Raw genomic sequence first — 17,825 nt, forward strand, 5'->3', positions numbered from 1 at the left:
CCCGGCCCGGGCACGGTCCGTAGGCTGGAGTGATCGTGAACGCGCTGACTCCGACCACCCGGGCCCTGGCCTGGTGCCTGCATCTGCTCGTGGCCGGCCTGCTCGCCCTCGCGGCGGTGCGGGCGGTGACGGACGACCGGCCGCACGCGCCGGCGGTGATCGCCGTGGCCGCCGGCATGGGCGCGGTGTACGCCGTGGGCCCCGCGCTGCCCGCCGTCCGCGCCTCCCGTCGCGCGGCCGTGCTGTGGCTGGGCGCGGTCGGCGCGGTGTGGGTCGTGCTGCTGGCCCTGTCGGCCGAGGGGGTGTGGCTCGCGTTCCCGCTGTACTTCGTCCAGCTCCATCTGCTCTCCCGCCGCGCCGGACTGACGGCGGTGATCGTCACGGCGGTCGCCGCGATCACCGCGTTCGCCGCCCACCAGGGCACCTTCACCGCGGCCACGGTGATCGGCCCGGCGCTCGGAGCCGCCGTCGCCGTGGCGGTGGTGTGGGCCTACCAGACCCTGTACCGCGAGAGCGAGCAGCGTCGCCGGCTCATCGAGGAGCTCACCGCCACCCGGGCCGACCTGGCCGAGGCCCAGCGGGCCGCGGGGGTCCTCGAGGAACGCCAGCGCCTCGCCCGGGAGATCCACGACACCCTCGCCCAGGGGCTGTCCAGCATCCAGCTGCTGCTGCGGGCCGCCGAGCGGGCCCTGCCCGACCGTCCGGAGCCCGCGACCACCTACGTGGACCAGGCCCGGCGGGCCGCGGTGGACAACCTCGCCGAGGCGCGCCGGTTCGTCGCCGCCCTCTCGCCCCCGGCCCTGGACGACACCACCCTCGCCGACGCGCTGGACCGGCTGTGCGCCACCACCGGCGAGCGGCACCGGCTCACCGTCCGCTTCCGCCTCGCCGGCCGTCCCCGCCCGCTTGCCACGGCACAGGAGGTCGCCCTGCTGCGCGTCGCCCAGTCCGCACTGGCCAACACGGTCGGACACGCGCGCGCCGGTGGCGCCGAGGTGACCCTGAGCTATCTCGACGACGCCGTCGCCCTCGGCGTCACCGACGACGGGTGGGTTTCGATCCCGCCGCCGTGCCCGCCCCCGGACCAGAGGGCGCCGGCTTCGGGCTGGCCGCGATGCGGGCCCGCATGCACGCCCTGGACGGCACGCTCACCGTGGAGTCCGCCCCGGGACGGGGCACCGCGCTGACCGCCCGCCTCCCCCTCGTCCCCATGTCCGTCCCCGACGACCCCGAGGCCCAGCCGTGACCGAGACCGCGCCCACCCCGATCCGTCTGCTGCTCGCCGACGACCACCCGGTCGTCCGCGCGGGACTGCGCGCGGTGCTGGAGACAGAGGTGGGCATCACCGTGGCCGCCGAGGCCGCGACCGCCGAGGAGGCCGTCGCCCGGGCGGGCCGGGGCGACATCGACGTCGTCCTGATGGACCTGCAGTTCGGCCGGGGCATGAACGGCGCGGAGGCCACGGCCGCCATCACGGCGCGGCCGGGGGCCCCGCGCGTCCTGATCGTCACGACGTACGACACCGACGCCGACACGCTGCCGGCCATCGAGGCCGGTGCCACCGGGTATCTCCTCAAGGACGCGCCGCCCGAGGAGCTCTCCGCCGCCGTGCGCACCGCCGCGGCGGGCCGGACCGCGCTCGCGCCGACGGTCGCGGACCGGCTGATGACCCGCCTGCGCGAGCCGCACACCTCGCTGACCCGCCGCGAGACGGAGGTCCTCGCTCTGGTCGCCGAGGGCCTGTCCAACCAGCACATCGCCGAGCGGCTTCATCTGACCGAGGGCACGGTCAAGTCCCATCTGGCCCGCGTCTACGCCAAACTGGGCGTGGACTCCCGCACTGCCGCGGTCGCCACCGCCACGGGCCTCGGTCTGATCCGGCGCTGAACGGTCCGGTTCCTCCCCCGTTGGTGCGACCGGTGTTGTTGCGGCCGTCGTCTCTGGGCACTCCTCCAAGGAGCGCGGAGGCTGAGGAGAGGTGCGGTATGGAGGACTGGCGTCGGTTCGCCCAGCAGATGGCCTCCTTGGCGCGCGATCTGCTGGCCCAGGATTCGGTGAACGACACGCTGGAGCGGATCACCGGTGCGGCCACGGAGCTGGTGGAGGGCTGTGACGCCGCCGGCATCCTCATCCTGCGCGGCAACCGGGTGCAGTCGCTGGCCCCCACCGACCAGGTGGTCGTCGCCAGCGACGAACTCCAGGGACGCGTCGGGGAGGGCCCGTGCTTCGACGCCGCGCGCAGCTCCGAGGGGCAGCGGCAGTTCCGCATCGCCGACTTCACCGACCAGGCACGGCGCTGGCCCAAGTACGTCCCCGAGGCCCGCAGGCTGAACCTGGGCAGCATGATGGGGTTCCTGCTGTTCACGGAGGACGAGGACCTCGGTGCACTGAACCTCTACTCCCATCGGCCCGGTGCGTTCACCGAGGCCAGCGAGACGGCCGGCTGGCTGCTGGCCTCCCATGCCGCGGTCGCCTTCTCCAGCGCCCGTACACACGCCCAGCTGCAGGAGGCCATCGGCACCCGGCACACCATCGGCGAGGCCATGGGCATCCTCATGGGCCGGCACGACCTCACCGAGGAACAGGCCTTCGCCGCGCTGCGCCGGTACTCGCAGGACCGCAATGTGAAGCTCCGTGACCTCGCCCGCCGGGTCTGCGAGCAGGGCGGCCTTCCGCGGTGACCTCGGGTCGGCGCGGTGGGCGCCCGGGGCGAACGGCAGGACCGACGCACGAACTGTGAAACCCTGCGCCCAGCGATGAACGAGAACCTTCTCGTTCCGATCACGAACTCTCGTATAGTGATCGCCAGTTGCGCGACGGGTGAGAAGTTCTCGGCACACCCGCGCCCCGAAGGACGACACGAGGGCCGCTCCGGCGGCCTGGCGAGGACCCATTGATGACCGCGCCCGCCCGCCCCGGCGACCGCCCCGCCCCCCGAACCCTCGCGGCCGTGACCCTGCCCTGCGCGGTGGTCTCGGCGCTCGTCGTGGGCGGCGCCGCCGCCGCGGCACCGTCCTCGGTACGTGTTCCGCTCACCCTGGGCGCGAGCGCCGCGGCGATCCTGCTCTGCGTGGCCGTGACCGCGGCCGTGCACGCCGTCCGCAGGGAACGGGACACCCGCCGACTGCTGGACGCCGCCCGCGCGGACGCGGACGGACTCGCCCAGGAACGGGCGCGGCTGGCCGAGCGGGCGAGAGCGGACCAGGAGCGCCTGCGGGCGGAGGCGGAGCGTGAACGCGCGCGCCTCGTGGCGGACTTCGGCCGGGAGCGCGAACACCTCGCGGGCGGTTTCGAGCAGGAGCGGATACGGCTCGCCGAGCAGCGGGCCCAGGAGGTCGCCCGGCTCACCGCGGAGACGGCCCGGCTGCGGGAGCGGCTGGAAAAGGCGACCGGTGAGCGTGCCGCCGCGATCTCCGCGACCGCCAACGCGGCCGGCCGGATGCAGGCGCTGGCCACCGGGATGCTCGCCGACCTGCGCGCCATGGAGGAACGGCACGGCGACGAGGACGTCCTGACCGACCTGCTCCATCTGGACCACCGCACGGCGCAGGCGGGCCGGCTCGCGGACTCCGTCGCCGTCCTCACGGGGGCCCGCTCCGGGCGTCGCTGGGCGCGTCCCATCGGCATGGAGTCCATTCTGCGCGGCGCCATGGGACGTATCGCCGGCTACCAGCGGGTGCGGGTGCACTCGGCCAGCGACGCCGCGGTCGCGGGGCACGCCGCCGAGGGCGTCATGCACGCCCTGGCCGAACTCCTCGACAACGCGGCGAACTTCTCTCCGCCGACCGCCGAGGTCCACGTGTACGTCGAGGAGGTGCCGGCCGGCGTCATCGTGTCCGTGGAGGACAGCGGGCTGGTGATGGGCGAGGTGCAGCTGCGCCGGGCCCAGCAGGCGGTGTCCGGCGAGTTGGCCGGGCTGGGCGGCCTGACCGGCACCCGGCTGGGACTCGCCGTGGTGGGCCGGCTGTCGGTCAAGTACGGGCTGAAGGTGTCCTTCCGGCCGTCCGCGCGCGGCGGTACGGGGGTGCTGATGCTCGTCCCCCAGGACATTCTGAGCGGTGCCGCCGCCTCCGACGGTCCGGTGACGAGCCCCCTGCCCGCGGCCCCCGCCGCCCTGCCGCGCCCCACCGCGCCGACCGCCGCGGAGCCGGCCGGGCACACCGGCGTGGAGCCCGAACCGCTGCCCGTCCACGAGTCCGCGGACCGCGGGCCGGGCACGTCGGCGGCATCCACGGACCACGACCGGGACGCGTCGGGCGCACCCACCGACCACCACCGGCACCCGTCGGCCGCATACTCCGCCCGCGACCGGAACCACGAGCGCGATGTGTCGGGCGCACCCGCCGATCACGACCGGGACCCGTCGGCCGAGTCCGTCGAGCCGGGTGCGGGACTGCCCAAGCGCCGTCGTGGCCGCACCCTCGCCGCGGCCGAACGCGCCCGGGCCACCGCCCGGTCCGCCGAACCGCGCCCCGCCGCCCCGCCCGACGACGCGAAGGCACGCGCGGCCCGCTTCAGCAGCTTCCGCCAGGCCGTACGGGCCACCGGCCCCGCCACCTCGCGGGACGGTGCCCCACAGACGGAGCCCGCCGCACCCGCTCCCGCACCGGCCGAGACGGCCCCCGACCATCCCTCCTCCTCGCACGCGCACCCGGAAGGCGACACCACTTCATGACCGGCTCGACCACCGCCGACGAGAAGCTCACCTGGCTCATCGAGGGCCTCCTGGAGCGCACGCCGGGCGCGCGGCACGCGCTCGTCCTCTCCCGTGACGGACTCAAGCTGTGCCGCACCCCGGAGCTCTCCGTCGACCAGGCCGACCAGCTCGCCGCGATCGCCGCCGGCATCCAGTCGCTGTCCCACGGCGCCTCCGTGGAGTTCGGCGACGGCAGCGGCGGGGTGCGCTCGGCCATGACCGAGTTCTACGGGGGCGTCCTGTTCATCGTGGAGGCCGGTCAGGGCGCGCACCTCGCCGTGGTCACCGCGGAGGACGCGGACGCCGGACTCGTCGGGCACAACATGAGCGAGCTCATCGAGCAGCTCGGCGAGCACCTCACCGCGCCGCCCCGTACGTCATGAGCCGCCCGGGCAGGGACGACGCGCCCGACCGCCTGTACACCGTCACGCAGGGACGCAGCCGGTCGGGCCCCGACAACCCCTTCGACCTGGTCACCCTCGTGGTCGCCGAGTGCGAGCCGGCGCCCGGCATGCAGTCGGAGCACACGGCGATCCTGAGGATGACCGAGGCCCCGACGGCCGTGGTGGAGATCGCCGCCGAGCTGCGGCTTCCGGTGAGCATCACGAAGATCCTGCTCTCCGACCTGCACGCCGCGGGCCGCGTGAGCGCGCGTCACCCCAAGGCGGCCTTCCCCGATCCCGACATCCTGGAGCAGGTGCTCGTTGGACTCCGCAACCTCTGACGCCCGCACCCCGCTGGGTGCGTCCGCCGACAACGGCCTGAAGATCGTGGTCGTGGGCGGGTTCGGCGTCGGCAAGACGACCATGGTCCGCTCGGTCAGCGAGATACGTCCCCTCAACACCGAGGAGACGATGACGCAGGCCGGCGAGGCGGTCGACGACATCAGCGAGGTGCGCGGCAAGACCGCGACGACCGTCGCCTTCGACTTCGGCCGCATCAGCCTCGACGCGCACAACGTGCTGTACCTGTTCGGCGCGCCCGGCCAGGAGCGGTTCTGGTTCCTGTGGGACCGGCTGTTCTCCGGCACGCTCGGCGCGGTGGTCCTGGTCGACACCCGGCGCATCGACGACTCCTGGTACGCCATCGACCGCCTGGAGCACCACGGCACGCCGTTCATCGTCGCCTGCAACGACTTCGGCGGGCCCCGGCACTCCCCCGAGGCCCTGCGCGACGCCCTCGACCTGGATCCGCGGGTGCCGCTGGTCGCCTGCGACGCACGGTCCCGCGAGTCCAGCAAGCAGGTCCTGATCGCGCTGGTCGAGCATCTCCAGTCCTACTACGCCGAGCGGGCCGCCCTGCCCCGACAGGAGTTCGTGTGAGCACCGACGCCACCGACGCGGTGCCGCTCAGCGGTCCCCGCTTCCAGACCGACCCCGCCCTGCTGTACCGGCAGATGCGGCGCGAGCACGGTGCCGTCACACCGGTGCTGCTGGACGGGGGCATCCCGGCCTGGCTGGTGCTCGGCTACCGCGAACTGCACCAGGTGACCGGCGATCCCGTGCTGTTCAGCCGGGACTCCGACCTGTGGAACCAGTGGGAGAACATCCCGGACGACTGGCCGCTGCTGCCGATGATCGGCCGCAAGCAGCCGTCGATCCTCTACACGGTCGGCGAGCGGCACCGCGAACGCGCCGCGATGATCAGCAACGCGCTGGAGGCCGTCGACCCGCACGTCCTGCGCGGCCACGCCGAGCGGTTCGCCGACGAACTCGTCGACCGGCTGTGCGCCAAGGGCGAGGCCGACCTCGTCGGCGACTACGCCATGCTGCTGCCGGTCCGCGTGCTGGCCCGCCTGTACGGCTTCTCCGACGAGCAGGGACCGGCCCTGGTCACCGCCCTCAACGACATGATCGACGGCAGGGAGCGGGCCATCGCCGGGCAGGCCCACCTCGCCACGTCGATGGCACGGCTGCTGGCCGACCGGAAGGCGGCGCCCGCCGACGACGTCGCCTCCCGGATGCTGGCCGACGACAGCGGCTTCACCGAGGAGGAGGTCGCCCAGGACCTGATGGTGATGATGGCCGCGGGCCACCAGCCGACGGCGGACTGGATCGGCAACTCGCTGCGCCTGATGCTCACCGACGACCGTTTCGCCGCCTCCCTCTTCGGTGGCCGCAACAGCGTCGCCGAGGCCATGAACGAGGTGCTGTGGGAGGACACGCCCACGCAGAACGTGGCCGGCCGCTGGGCCCTGCGCGACACGCAGCTCGGTGGGCGCCGTATCCGCGCCGGCGATCTGGTGCTGCTCGGTCTGCAGGGCGCCAACTCCGACCCGCAGGTCCGCACCGACGGCTCCGCGCTCACCGGCGGCAACAACGCGCACTTCTCCTTCGGCCACGGCGAGCACCGCTGCCCGTTCCCCGCGCAGGAGGTCGCCGAGGTCGTCGCGCGCACCGGCATCGAGGTCGTCCTCGACCGGCTGCCGGACATCGACCTGGCCGTGCCCGCCGGGTCCCTCACCCGTCGCCCCTCGCCCTGGCTGCGGGGGCTGACCGAGTTGCCCGTGCGGTTCACCCCGACCACTGCCCTGGGAGGCGCGTCAGCATGACGACCGGCACCGAAGAAGCCCGGATCCCGCTGGACCCGTTCGTCACCGACCTGGACGGCGAGAGCGCCCGGCTGCGGGCGGCCGGACCGCTCGCTGCCGTGGAGCTGCCGGGCGGCGTCCCCGTCTGGGCGGTCACCCACCACGCGGAGGCCAAGGCCCTGCTCACCGACCCCCGTCTGGTCAAGGACATCAACGTGTGGGGGGCGTGGCAGCGGGGCGAGATACCCGCGGACTGGCCGCTGATCGGGCTGGCCAACCCCGGCCGCTCGATGCTCACCGTGGACGGCGCCGAGCACCGCCGGCTGCGTACGCTCGTGGCGCAGGCGCTCACGGTGCGGCGGGTGGAGCACATGCGCAAGCGGATCACCGAGCTCACCGACCGGCTGCTGGACGAACTGCCCGCGGACGGCGGCGTCGTCGACCTCAAGTCGGCCTTCGCGTACCCGCTGCCCATGTACGTCATCGCCGACCTGATGGGGATCGAGGAGGCGCGACTGCCGCGGCTGAAGGTGCTGTTCGAGAAGTTCTTCTCGACGCAGACGCCGCCCGAGGAGGTCGTCGCGACCCTCACCGAACTGGCCTCGATCATGGCCGACACGGTCGCCGCCAAGCGCGCCGCGCCCGGGGACGACCTGACCAGCGCGCTGATCCTGGCCTCCGAGGACGGCGACCGCCTGAGCGACGAGGAGATCGTCTCCACGCTCCAGCTGATGGTGGCCGCCGGGCACGAGACGACGATCTCACTGATCGTCAACTCCGTGGTCAACCTCGCCGCGCACCCCGAGCAGCGGGAGCTGGTGCTGTCCGGGGAGGCGGACTGGTCCGCGGTGATCGAGGAGACGCTGCGCTACTCGACGCCGACCTCGCACGTCCTGATCCGATTCGCGACCGAGGACGTCCCGGTCGGCGACAGGGTGCTGCCCGCCGGGGACGCGCTGATCGTGTCGTACGGCGCGCTGGGCCGGGACGAGCGGGCGCACGGTCCGACCGCGGGCGACTTCGACATCACGCGCACCTCGCCCAACCGGCACATCTCCTTCGGCCACGGCCCGCACGTGTGCCCCGGCGCGGCCCTGTCCCGTCTGGAGGCCGGCGTGGCGCTGCCCGCGCTCTACGCCCGTTTCCCGCGCCTGGACCTGGCGGTGCCGCTGTCGGAGCTGCGCAACAAGCCGGTGGTCACGCAGAACGACCTGTTCGAGCTGCCGGTCAGGCTGGCGTAACGAGGCCCGGCCGGGGCGCTTCACCCGCGGGGCGTTTGCTCCCCGCCCTGCGGGTAACTCCGGCATTCCGGACGCCGAACCCCCGGGAGTGGCCATGTGGAAGCGCAAGGACAGGAAGGGCCGTCGGACCGCGAAGCCGGTCCCCATGGAGTTGTGCGACCTGTGTGCCAGGGTCTTCCCGAAGGACGAGGCCGTGAGCGGCTATGTGCCGGACTCGTCCGCGGCGCACGCCACCAACGAGTGGTTCGACGGGCTGCGGCTCATCACCACGTGCTGCGACGATCACTTCGACGTGATCAAGGACGGGTACGCGCACCGGCCCTTCGTCGAGGAGGAGCTGTGGGCGGCGAAGCTCACCCGGGCCCTGGCCAAGGGGCCGCCCACGCTCTCCCTCGACCAGCTCGGGTGCCGGACCGGCCTCCAGACGCCGCAGATACGCGCCGCGATCGCCTGGCACAACGCGCGCATGCGCGAGCAGCAGGGCACCGACCCCTGAGCCCCGGTGGCTGGGGGCCGGGTGAGTCCCGGCCCCCAGCCGGGACCCCGGCCGGGGTCAGGACGGGCGCGTCCCGTACACGCGGTACGGCTCCGCGTCGGCCCACTTGACCTCCAGGCCGAGTCCGGGCCGCCCGGTGTCGGGGCGCAGGGCGCCGCCCTCGGGGGACAGGGTGCCGTCGAGGAGCAGGTTCTCGACGCGCACGTGGTCGTGGAAGTACTCCAGGTGCCGCAGCCGCCGTACGGCACAGAAGACGTGGGCGGACACCGCGGGGGCGCAGTGCGCGGACAGGTCGAGGTGGTGCGCGGCCGACAGCCCGGTGACCTCCAGCACGCCGGTGATGCCGCCGCACCGGGTGACGTCGGCCTGGAGGCAGTCGACGGCGGGGCCGTCGACGAGGTTGACGAAGTCCTGGGCGGTGAAGGCGTACTCCCCCGCGGTGATCTCCAGGCGGGCCGGTCCGCGCTCGCGCAGCATCCGCAGTCCTCCCAGGTCCGCGGAGGCGACGGGTTCCTCGAACCAGCGCACGTCCCACTCCGCGTGGAACCTGTGCGCCCAGTACAGGGCCGCCTTGCGGCCGAGCGCCCCGTTGGCGTCGGCGAACACGTCCGGCTCGTCGCCGACCGCCCGGCGCACGGCGGTCAGGCGCCGGGGATCCTCCTCCGGTTCCCGCGAGGTCTTCAGCTTCACTCGGTCGATGCCCTGCTCGACCCATCCGCTGAGCTGGTCGGTGAGGCGGTCCAGGGGGTAGTTGGTGAAGCCGCCGCTGCCGTAGACCGGTACCCGGTCGTGGTGGGCCGGGAGGAGGTGGACCAGCGGGAGTCCCAGCAGTCGCGCCTTGAGGTCCCACAGCGCCACGTCCACGGCGGACAGGGCCATGGCCCCGACGCCGGGACGGCCGGCGTTGCGCATGCGGACGCCCATCCGTTCCCACAGCGCGGGCGGCGCGGCGACCGGCCGGCCCGTGATCACCGGCGCCAGCACGGAGCGCACGAACGCCGCCACCGAGACGTCCCCGTAGGTGTAGCCGAGGCCGGTCCTGCCGCCGGCGTGCACCCGTACGAGGACCAGGGTCGTGGCGTCCCACTCCAGGGTGCCGTCCTGTTCCCTGCCGTCCGGTCCGTCGGTGGGGACCTCGAAGGCGTGGACGTCGAGGGCGTCGACCGTGCACTCCCCCGGCGCCTGCGCGTCCGGGCCGGTGGCCGGCTTCATCGCGTACCCCCTCGGATCGTCCGGCGAGCGGTCGGTGGGCGCGTGGTGCCCATCCGCACGCCCCGCCTCCACGGTGCCCGGTTCCCCGCGCCACCCGGCCCATGCGCAGGCCGTCCGGGTGGTGCGACGTTTGTCCGGGTGCCCCACGGGTCACTCAGTTCCGCGTCCGCGCCATCGAAAGGACGTCCTGGGAGAACCCGTGAACCGGTTGTGGCGGCCGTTCCACCGCGTGTGGGACCGGTTGGCCGCGTCCGCGCTCGTCCGGCGCGGCCGGGACCTGGAGCTGATGCACCGGGCCATGGGCTTCGCCACCCTCGCCCTGGTCACCCTGGCCCCGCTGCTCATCGTGGTGGCCGCCGCCGACCCACTGGCCACCGGCGGCTTCGCGGCCTGGCTGGCCGACGGCATGGGGCTGTCCGGCCGGTCGGCCCATGTGCTGACCGACATCTTCACCCCGCCGACCAAGGTGATCAACACCACGAGTGTGTGGGGCGGTATCGCCCTCGCCGTCTTCGGCGTGTCCTTCGCGGCGAGCGTGCAGAACGGTTACGAGCGCATCTGGGGGCTGCCCTCCGGGCCGTGGCACCGCGTCTGGCGCCAGCTGACCTGGGTGGTCGCCCTGACCGCCTACCTCTACCAGGAGGTGCAGACCAGGACCGCTCTGCACGGGTCGGCGCGGATCGCGCTGTCCACGGCGACGGGCATGCTGTTCTTCTGGTGGGCCCAGCACTTCCTGCTGGGCAGCCAGATCCGCTGGCGGGACCTGCTGCCGGGGGCGATCGCGACCATGGTGGGCCTGATCGGCCTGCGCGGCTTCTCCTACCTGGTCTTCACACCGCTCATCCTCGACAACGCGATCAGTTACGGCACGGTCGGCATCGTGCTGGTGGTGGAGTCCTGGCTGATCGGGGTCGGGTTCGTCGTCTTCGGCGGTGCGATGGTCGGGCACTGGTTCTGCGAGCACCACTGGTGGACGCGGCACATCGACCGGGAAACGGACCAGGAATGAGGGGACGACACGCTCACGCGGGCGGCCTCACCCGGGCAGACGGCGGGAGCGTCGGCGCACGCCGTCGGCCAGCGCCGCGGCGACCGCTCCGGTCGCGGCGGCCAGCGCGAGGGGCCGGCGGTGGCGGGAGAGCCAGAACTGGAGACTGCGCGGGTGTGCCTCGTCGTCGAAGACGCCGTGCGCGCCGTAGTCGGCCGGCGCGGTGTCGTCCGGTGGCTTCCAGAGGTTGACCGGCCGCGAGGGGTCGACGGGCCGGTCCGTCTGCTGCGCGTCGTAGCCGGTGCGGCCCAGGTAGCGGTCCAGCAGCCCCGGGACCAGCTTCTGGCCGAGCAGGGTGGCGACCGTGGAGCCGCCGACCCAGTACTCCCGCCGCTCGGGATGGTCCGCGGCGTACAGGACCGCCTCGGCGGCGACCTCGGGCTGGTAGACGGGGGACACCGGGCGCGGGTGCCGGGGCAGCCGGGTGAGCACCCAGCTGAACTGGGGGGTGTTGAGCCCGGGCATCTGGACCATGGTCACCCGCACCCCGCTGCGGTCGTGCAGCAGCTCGCAGCGCAGGGATTCGGTGAACCCCTGGATGGCGTGCTTGGCGCCGCAGTAGACCGCCTGGAGCGGGACGCTGCGCCGGGCCAGCGCCGACCCCACCTGGACGATGGTGCCGCGATCGCGCGGCGTCATGCGGCGCAGGGCGGCCTGGGTGCCGTGGACGAAGCCGAAGTAGGTCACCTCCGTGGCCCGCCTCAGCTCCTCGGGCCCGATCTCCGGCACGGGTGCGAAGACGGTCGAGAACGCGGCGTTCACCCAGACGTCGATCGGGCCGAGCTCCTCCTCGATCCGGGCGGCCGCCGCGTCCACCGCTTCCGGGTCGGCGACGTCCACCACCAGGGGCAGCGCGCGTCCGCCGGCCTCCCGGACCTCGTCGGCCGCCCGCTCCAGGGCGTACTCGCCGCGCGCGATCAGGGCGACGGAGCAGCCGCGGGCGCCGAAGGCCCGGGCGGTGGCCCGGCCGACGCCGCCGCTCGCCCCGGTGACGACCACGACGCCGGTGCCGTCCGCCCGGCGGGGCCCGCCGCCTCGCCGGGTCCGTCGCCCGGCGCTCACTTCCTGCCCCGGCCGGGGAGGTGCTCGGCGTACTCGGTGAGCTTCTGGCGTACGCCCTTGGTGGCGATCCCGGCGAGCTCCGGGTCGTGCAGCGCCGCCTTGATGGCCTTCTTGCCCTGGTCCTTCATGATGTGGGGCGGGATCGGCGCGATCTCCGCGTCGACCTTGAACTCCAGGACCACGGGCCGGCCGGCGGCGAGCGCCTCGTCCCAGGCGGAGCCGACCTTCTTGGGGTCGGCGCAGACGATGCCCTTGAGGCCGAGGAGTTCGGCGTAGGCGGCGTAGGGGACGTCGGGGATGTCCTGGGAGCCGGGGTACTTGGGGTCGCCGGACATGGCGCGCTGCTCCCAGGTGACCTGGTTGAGGTCCTGGTTGTTGAACACGCAGAAGACGAGCGGGGCCGGCCCGGACAGGCGGTCCAGATAGCGCTTGACGGTGATCATCTCGTTCATGCCGTTCATCTGGAACGCGCCGTCCCCGATGAACGCGATCACCGGCCGGTCGGGATACGCGAACCGCGCCGCGATGGCGTACGGCGTCCCCGGGCCCATCGTGGCCAGGGTGCCGGAGAGCGAGGCCTGCATGCCGTCGCGCAGCATGAGGTGGCGTGCCCACCAGTTGGTGCCCGAGCCGGAGTCGGCCGTCAGGATGACGTCGTCCGGCAGCCGCGGCGACAGCTCGGCCGCGACGGACTGGGGGTTGATGGTCTTCCCGAAGTGCTCGCCCGCCCAGCGGTCGCACAGGTCGTGCCACTCCCGGACGTCCTTCTCGATCTTCTCCCGCCAGCTGCGGTCCTTCTTGCGCTGGAGCATGGGGATCAGGGCGCGCAGGGTCTCCCGGGAGTCGCCGACGAGGTGCGCGTCCATCGGGTAGCGGATGCCGATCATGCGGCCGTCGATGTCGATCTCGACGCCCCGGGCCTGTCCCTCGTCGGGCAGCCACTCCGAGTACGGGAAGCTGCTGCCGATCATGAGGAGGGTGTCGCAGCCCCGCATCATGTTGTCGCTGGCCTTGCTGCCCAGCAGTCCGATGGGGCCGGTGACGTAGGGCAGGTCGTCGGGCAGGACCTGGCGGCCGAGCAGGGCCTTGGCGACGCCGGCGCCGAGCAGTTCGGCCACCTCGGCCACCTCGGCCTCGGCGTTCGCCGCGCCCTGGCCGACGAGCATGGCGACCTTGCCGCCCGCGTTGAGGACGTCGGCGGCCTTGCGGAGTTCGTCGTGGTCGGGCAGGACCCGGGGGCGGCTCCAGCCCACGCTGGAGAAGACGGAGCCGTGCTCCTTGGGCGGGGAGGGCTGGGCCTCCTCCTCCTGGACATCGTTGGGGATGATGATCGTGGCGACGCCACGGGTGGTCAGCGCGGTCTTGAAGGCGCGGTCGATCACGTGCCGGGCCTGGCCCGGGTGCACGATCATCTGGCAGTACTCGGACACGTCCGCGAACAGCTGGTCGAGGGCGATCTCCTGCTGGTAGTGGGCGCCCAGCGACAGCCGCTTCTGCTGGCCCACCACCGCCACCACGGGCTGGTGGTCGAGCTTGGCGTCGTACAGACCGTTGAGCAGGTGCACGGCGCCCGGCCCCGACGTGGCGACGCAGCACCCCACCTCGCCGGTGAACTTGGCGTGCCCGCAGGCCATGAACGCGGCCATCTCCTCGTGCCGCGCCTGGATGAACTCCGGATCCCCGTCGGCCCGGTCGAACGCGCCGAGCAGGCCGTTGATGCCGTCGCCCGGATAGCCGTACACCCGCTGGACGCCCCACTCGGACAGACGCTGGAGCACATAGTCGGCGACTTGGGTCATGGGGCTCTCCCGGGCGTGTGCGGACAGTCGGTCGGCTTGTGGAGTTGCCCGCCCCGTCGCCCGTAAACCGGCCTTGCCACTGACCCGGCCGCCGCCCGAGACCCGACCCGAGCCGCCCCGCCGGCACCCGCCGCCCGGCGCCGGTCGCCCGGGCACCGGCACGGACGGACCGCCGACGCGGTGCCGCCCGACGGGGGCGGCCCGCCGGCACGCCCCCGCACGCGACCGGCGAACAGCCACGGCGCGACGCCACCCCGGCCGGCCGTCGCCACCCCGGCACACCCCGGCGCCCGACCGCCGCCGACGTCACCCGCCCGGGCCCTCGGCCGCCGCATCCGCCGTGGTCGCTCGGCGCGATCCGGCGCCGGGGCCGGTGCGGCTGCTGCGCCGCGGCGCGGGCACGACCGGGCGCAGCGATCGCGTCCGGGTACTGTCCGGGCTTCTTCGCGCGACCGGGCCGGTCCGCGTCCGCCGGGCCCCGGGCCCCGGGCCCCGGGGCACCCGTACCGTCACCCGGGCGGTGCCGCCGTGCTCGCCCGGGTCACCAGCCGGGTCGGCACAAGCGTCGTGCCCCGCTCCGGGCCGTCCTGGCGCATCTTGCGCAGCACGGCCTGCACGCAGAGCCGCCCCACCTCGGCGAAGTCCTGATGGACGGTGGTCAGCGGCGGCAGGAAGGAGCCGGCCTCGGCGATGTCGTCGAAGCCGATGACGCTGACGTCCTCGGGGACGCGCCGGCCGGCCTCGTGCAGGGCGCGCATCAGGCCGAGGGCCATCTGGTCGTTGGCCGCGAACACGGCCGTGCACTCCTTGCGGGCGGCGAGTTCGAGGCCGGCCCGGTAGCCGGACTCCGCCGACCAGTCGCCCCGGGTGAGGGGCGGCGGGGTGCGGCCGGCCTCGGTGAGGGTGCGCCGCCAGGCGTCGGTGCGGCGCTGGGCGGCGAAGGAGCCCTCGGGCCCGCCCAGGTGCCACACCGTGTCGTGCCCGAGGTCCAGCAGATGGCGTACGGCGGCACGGGTGCCGCCGGCCTGGTCGGTGTCGACGACCGTGTAGTGGTCGCCGGCGTCGGAGTCGACCACGACGACCTGGACGTGGGGCGGCAGTTTGAGGGTCGCCGCGTCCAGCAGGTGGACCTCCATGATGACGATCACCGCGTCGACGGCGAGCTCCTCCAGCCGGGAGAACGCGCCCCGCACCTCGTCCTGGGTGGGGACGGCAACCGGCAGCAGCGTCACCGCGTAGCCCTCGCTCGCCGCGGACGTGGCGATGGCCTCCAGGGTGCGCACGTTGCCCGTGGTGGCCAGCGAGAAGGTGATGACGCCGATGGTGCGGAACTCGCCGCGCTTCAACGCCCTGGCCGCACTGTTGGGCCGGTAGCCCAGCTCCTTCATCGCCGCCAGCACCTGCTGCCGGGTCTCCTCGGTCACTCCGGCGTACCCGTTGGAGACGCGGGAGACGGTCTGCGAGGAGACCCCCGCCAGCCGGGCCACGTCCGCCATGGACGCCGTCGGCACCCGGCCGCCCCGCCGGCGTCGCGTGCCCGCGTCCCGGGCGTCCGCGACTTCCTCAGCCGTGTCCACTTGCCGTCCGCCACCTCTCTGCACTGGTCGAGTCCCGTTTCCCGAAGGACCCTTGACCGTCGTCCTCGGGGCAGTGTAGACATGCCGCCATCAAATGTTTACGTAAACATAACAGCCGTTCGACCACCGGACCGCTTCTCGCGCCGCTTGATGTTTACGCAAACATGACGAGCCTCCAGGACGTGGACGAGCGAGGAACGACATGACGACGCTGCAACCGCCGGCCGCCGCCGAGCCGCGGCCGGCCCCACCCCCGGCGAGGCGGGACCGCCGGTCCTGGACGGGGTGGGGGTTCCTCGGTCCGTTCGTGGCCGTGTTCGCCCTGGTCTTCCTCGCGCCGATCGCGTACTCGGTCTACCTCAGCCTCTTCCGCGACCAGCTCATCGGCGGGACCACGTTCGTCGGTCTGGACAACTACACCCAGGCGCTGAAGGACGAGCAGTTCTGGGCCTCGCTCGGCCGGGTCTCGCTCTTCCTGGCCGTGCAGGTGCCGATCATGCTGGGCATCGCGCTGCTGGTGGCGCTGGCCCTGGACAGCGGACGCCTCTACGGCCGGGACTTCTTCCGCATCTCGATCTTCCTGCCGTACGCCGTGCCCGCCGTGGTGGCCACCCTGATGTGGGGCTTCATGTACGGCACCCGCTTCGGTCTGCTCGGCGACATCAACAGCGCACTGGGCGTCTCGCTGCCCGACCCGCTCTCCCCCGACCTGGTGCTGGCCTCCATCGGCAACATCGTGACCTGGGAGTTCGTCGGCTACAACATGCTGATCTTCTACTCGGCGCTGCGCGTGATCCCGCACTCGTTGTACGAGGCGGCCCAGATCGACGGCGCCGGCCAGATCCGCGTGATCACGGCCATCAAACTCCCGGCCATCCGCGGCGCCCTGGTCATCGCCACGATCTTCTCGATCATCGGCAGCTTCCAGCTCTTCAACGAGCCCAGCATCCTGCAGCCCCTGGCGCCCAACGCCATCACCACCGACTACACGCCGAACTTCTACACGTACTCGCTGTCCTTCAACGGGCAGCAGCACAACTACTCCGCGACGGTCGCCATCGTCATGGGGCTGATCACCATGGTCATCGCCTACGTCGTCCAGCTGCGCGGCATGCGCAAGGGAGTGTGAAACAGCGATGACCGGTCCTGTCGTCACCGTCTCCGACCGTTCCGCGCCCGCGCCGTCCGCAGCCCAGGGCTCCGTGCCCCGGCTGCGCGCTCCCCGGCGCCGGCACTCCGCCGACAAGCCCCGGCGCAGCGTCCTGCTGACCGTCCTCACCTCACTGGTGCTGCTGTACAGCCTGGTGCCGCTGGTCTGGCTGGTCATCAGTGCCACCAAGACGCAGGAGGGACTGTCCCGTTCCTTCGGTCTGTGGTTCGACGGCGACTTCGCGCTGTGGGACAACATCACCGAGACGTTCACCTACAACGACGGCGTCTTCACCCGCTGGCTGCTGAACACCCTGCTGTACGTGGGGCTGGGTGCGGGCGGCGCCACCTTCCTCGCCGTGCTCGGCGGCTATGCGCTCGCCAAGTTCGACTTCCCCGGCCGGCGTGCCGTCTTCGCCGTTGTCATCGGCGCGGTGGCCGTGCCGGGTACCGCGCTGGCGGTGCCGACGTTTCTGATGTTCAGCAAGATGGGGCTCACCAACACCCCCTGGGCGGTGATCATCCCGTCCCTGATCTCGCCGTTCGGCCTGTATCTGATGTGGGTGTTCGCCACCGAGGCCATCCCGACCGAACTGATGGAGGCCGCCCGCATCGACGGCGCCGGCGAGGCGCGGACCTTCTTCACGGTCGCCCTGCCGCTGCTGGCGCCCGGGATCGTCACCGTGCTGCTCTTCACCATGGTCGCGACCTGGAACAACTACTTCCTGCCGCTGGTCATGCTCAAGGACCCCGACTGGTATCCGCTGACGCTGGGCCTGAACAGCTGGAACGCCCAGGCCGCGACCGCCGGCGGCGAGGCCGTCTTCAACCTGGTCGTCACCGGGTCGCTCATCACCATCCTGCCGCTGATCGCCGCGTTCCTGCTGCTCCAGAAGTACTGGCAGTCCGGACTCGCCGCCGGAAGCGTCAAGGAATAGCCCGCATGTACCCCCTCCCCACCCTCTCCCCCTTTATCTCTGCCCCTCCAACCCTCAACGGTGCCGGTTTCGGCCAC

Annotated in this window: 16 protein-coding genes and 1 pseudogene; 13 read left to right on the plus strand and 4 right to left on the minus strand. The window is 72.9% G+C overall.

What is annotated here, in order from left to right; all coding sequences use genetic code 11:
* The first annotated feature begins 35 nt into the window (after positions 1 to 35).
* The 10 genes and pseudogenes from ACIGO6_RS25630 to ACIGO6_RS25675 all read left to right on the plus strand — a co-directional run bounded on the left by ACIGO6_RS25630 (position 36) and on the right by ACIGO6_RS25675 (position 8,963).
* Positions 36 to 1,246, plus strand: a pseudogene (locus tag ACIGO6_RS25630) (sensor histidine kinase).
* Positions 1,243 to 1,887 (plus strand): response regulator, encoded by a 645-nt coding sequence (locus ACIGO6_RS25635; RefSeq protein ID WP_399879884.1) that lies wholly within the window; start codon positions 1,243 to 1,245, stop codon positions 1,885 to 1,887. The pseudogene ACIGO6_RS25630 and the gene ACIGO6_RS25635 overlap by 4 nt, the downstream one beginning before the upstream one ends.
* 98 nt (positions 1,888 to 1,985) lie before the next feature.
* Positions 1,986 to 2,681: a GAF and ANTAR domain-containing protein gene (locus tag ACIGO6_RS25640; protein ID WP_399879886.1), complete on the plus strand. Its 696-nt coding sequence runs from the start codon at positions 1,986 to 1,988 to the stop codon at positions 2,679 to 2,681.
* A gap of 215 nt (positions 2,682 to 2,896) precedes the next feature.
* Positions 2,897 to 4,675, plus strand: coding sequence for an ATP-binding protein (locus ACIGO6_RS25645; RefSeq protein WP_399879887.1), 1,779 nt, complete (start codon positions 2,897 to 2,899; stop codon positions 4,673 to 4,675).
* Positions 4,672 to 5,079, plus strand: coding sequence for a roadblock/LC7 domain-containing protein (locus ACIGO6_RS25650; protein ID WP_399879889.1), 408 nt, complete (start codon positions 4,672 to 4,674; stop codon positions 5,077 to 5,079). The genes ACIGO6_RS25645 and ACIGO6_RS25650 overlap by 4 nt, the downstream gene beginning before the upstream one ends.
* A complete protein-coding gene (locus ACIGO6_RS25655; protein WP_399879890.1) occupies positions 5,076 to 5,420 on the plus strand; it encodes a DUF742 domain-containing protein in 345 nt (114 codons plus the stop codon). The genes ACIGO6_RS25650 and ACIGO6_RS25655 overlap by 4 nt, the downstream gene beginning before the upstream one ends.
* A complete protein-coding gene (locus tag ACIGO6_RS25660; RefSeq protein ID WP_399879892.1) occupies positions 5,401 to 6,018 on the plus strand; it encodes a GTP-binding protein in 618 nt (205 codons plus the stop codon). The genes ACIGO6_RS25655 and ACIGO6_RS25660 overlap by 20 nt, the downstream gene beginning before the upstream one ends.
* Positions 6,015 to 7,247: a cytochrome P450 gene (locus ACIGO6_RS25665; protein WP_399879893.1), complete on the plus strand. Its 1,233-nt coding sequence runs from the start codon at positions 6,015 to 6,017 to the stop codon at positions 7,245 to 7,247. The genes ACIGO6_RS25660 and ACIGO6_RS25665 overlap by 4 nt, the downstream gene beginning before the upstream one ends.
* A complete protein-coding gene (locus ACIGO6_RS25670; RefSeq protein WP_399879895.1) occupies positions 7,244 to 8,467 on the plus strand; it encodes a cytochrome P450 in 1,224 nt (407 codons plus the stop codon). The genes ACIGO6_RS25665 and ACIGO6_RS25670 overlap by 4 nt, the downstream gene beginning before the upstream one ends.
* Before the next feature lie 94 nt (positions 8,468 to 8,561).
* On the plus strand, positions 8,562 to 8,963 hold the full coding sequence (locus tag ACIGO6_RS25675) for a hypothetical protein (protein WP_399879897.1): 402 nt from the start codon (positions 8,562 to 8,564) through the stop codon (positions 8,961 to 8,963).
* A gap of 57 nt (positions 8,964 to 9,020) precedes the next feature.
* Here ACIGO6_RS25675 and ACIGO6_RS25680 read toward each other — a convergent pair whose 3' ends face one another.
* Positions 9,021 to 10,175, minus strand: a complete 1,155-nt coding sequence (locus tag ACIGO6_RS25680; RefSeq protein WP_399879898.1) for an enolase C-terminal domain-like protein — start codon at positions 10,173 to 10,175, stop codon at positions 9,021 to 9,023.
* Positions 10,176 to 10,374: 199 nt separating this feature from the next.
* Between ACIGO6_RS25680 and ACIGO6_RS25685 the strand changes: the two genes are divergently transcribed.
* The gene (locus ACIGO6_RS25685; protein WP_399879899.1) at positions 10,375 to 11,184 is read left to right on the plus strand and encodes a ribonuclease BN; all 810 of its coding nucleotides are present in this window, start codon (positions 10,375 to 10,377) and stop codon (positions 11,182 to 11,184) included.
* 27 nt (positions 11,185 to 11,211) lie between these two features.
* On the opposite strand, the gene ACIGO6_RS25690 is transcribed toward ACIGO6_RS25685, so the two are convergent.
* The 3 genes from ACIGO6_RS25690 to ACIGO6_RS25700 all read right to left on the minus strand — a co-directional run bounded on the left by ACIGO6_RS25690 (position 11,212) and on the right by ACIGO6_RS25700 (position 15,661).
* Entirely contained in the window at positions 11,212 to 12,285 is a 1,074-nt protein-coding gene (locus tag ACIGO6_RS25690; RefSeq protein WP_399879900.1) for an SDR family oxidoreductase, read from the minus strand.
* Positions 12,282 to 14,084 carry a thiamine pyrophosphate-requiring protein gene (locus ACIGO6_RS25695; protein ID WP_399879901.1) on the minus strand — a complete coding sequence of 601 codons (1,803 nt, stop codon included), beginning with the start codon at positions 14,082 to 14,084 and terminating at the stop codon, positions 12,282 to 12,284. Before ACIGO6_RS25695 ends, ACIGO6_RS25690 begins: the two co-directional genes overlap by 4 nt.
* Before the next feature lie 509 nt (positions 14,085 to 14,593).
* Positions 14,594 to 15,661 (minus strand): LacI family DNA-binding transcriptional regulator, encoded by a 1,068-nt coding sequence (locus ACIGO6_RS25700; protein ID WP_399879902.1) that lies wholly within the window; start codon positions 15,659 to 15,661, stop codon positions 14,594 to 14,596.
* A 202-nt stretch (positions 15,662 to 15,863) separates the two neighbouring features.
* Here ACIGO6_RS25700 and ACIGO6_RS25705 point away from each other — a divergent pair, with 202 nt between their 5' ends.
* Together ACIGO6_RS25705 and ACIGO6_RS25710 are read left to right on the plus strand one after the other, a co-directional pair.
* Positions 15,864 to 16,790, plus strand: coding sequence for a carbohydrate ABC transporter permease (locus ACIGO6_RS25705; RefSeq protein WP_399879904.1), 927 nt, complete (start codon positions 15,864 to 15,866; stop codon positions 16,788 to 16,790).
* A gap of 7 nt (positions 16,791 to 16,797) precedes the next feature.
* Positions 16,798 to 17,748 carry a carbohydrate ABC transporter permease gene (locus ACIGO6_RS25710; RefSeq protein ID WP_399879905.1) on the plus strand — a complete coding sequence of 317 codons (951 nt, stop codon included), beginning with the start codon at positions 16,798 to 16,800 and terminating at the stop codon, positions 17,746 to 17,748.
* Positions 17,749 to 17,825 lie beyond the last annotated feature (77 nt).

It is taken from the genome of Streptomyces sp. NPDC053750, assembly GCF_044544295.1.
Lineage (GTDB): Bacteria > Actinomycetota > Actinomycetes > Streptomycetales > Streptomycetaceae > Streptomyces.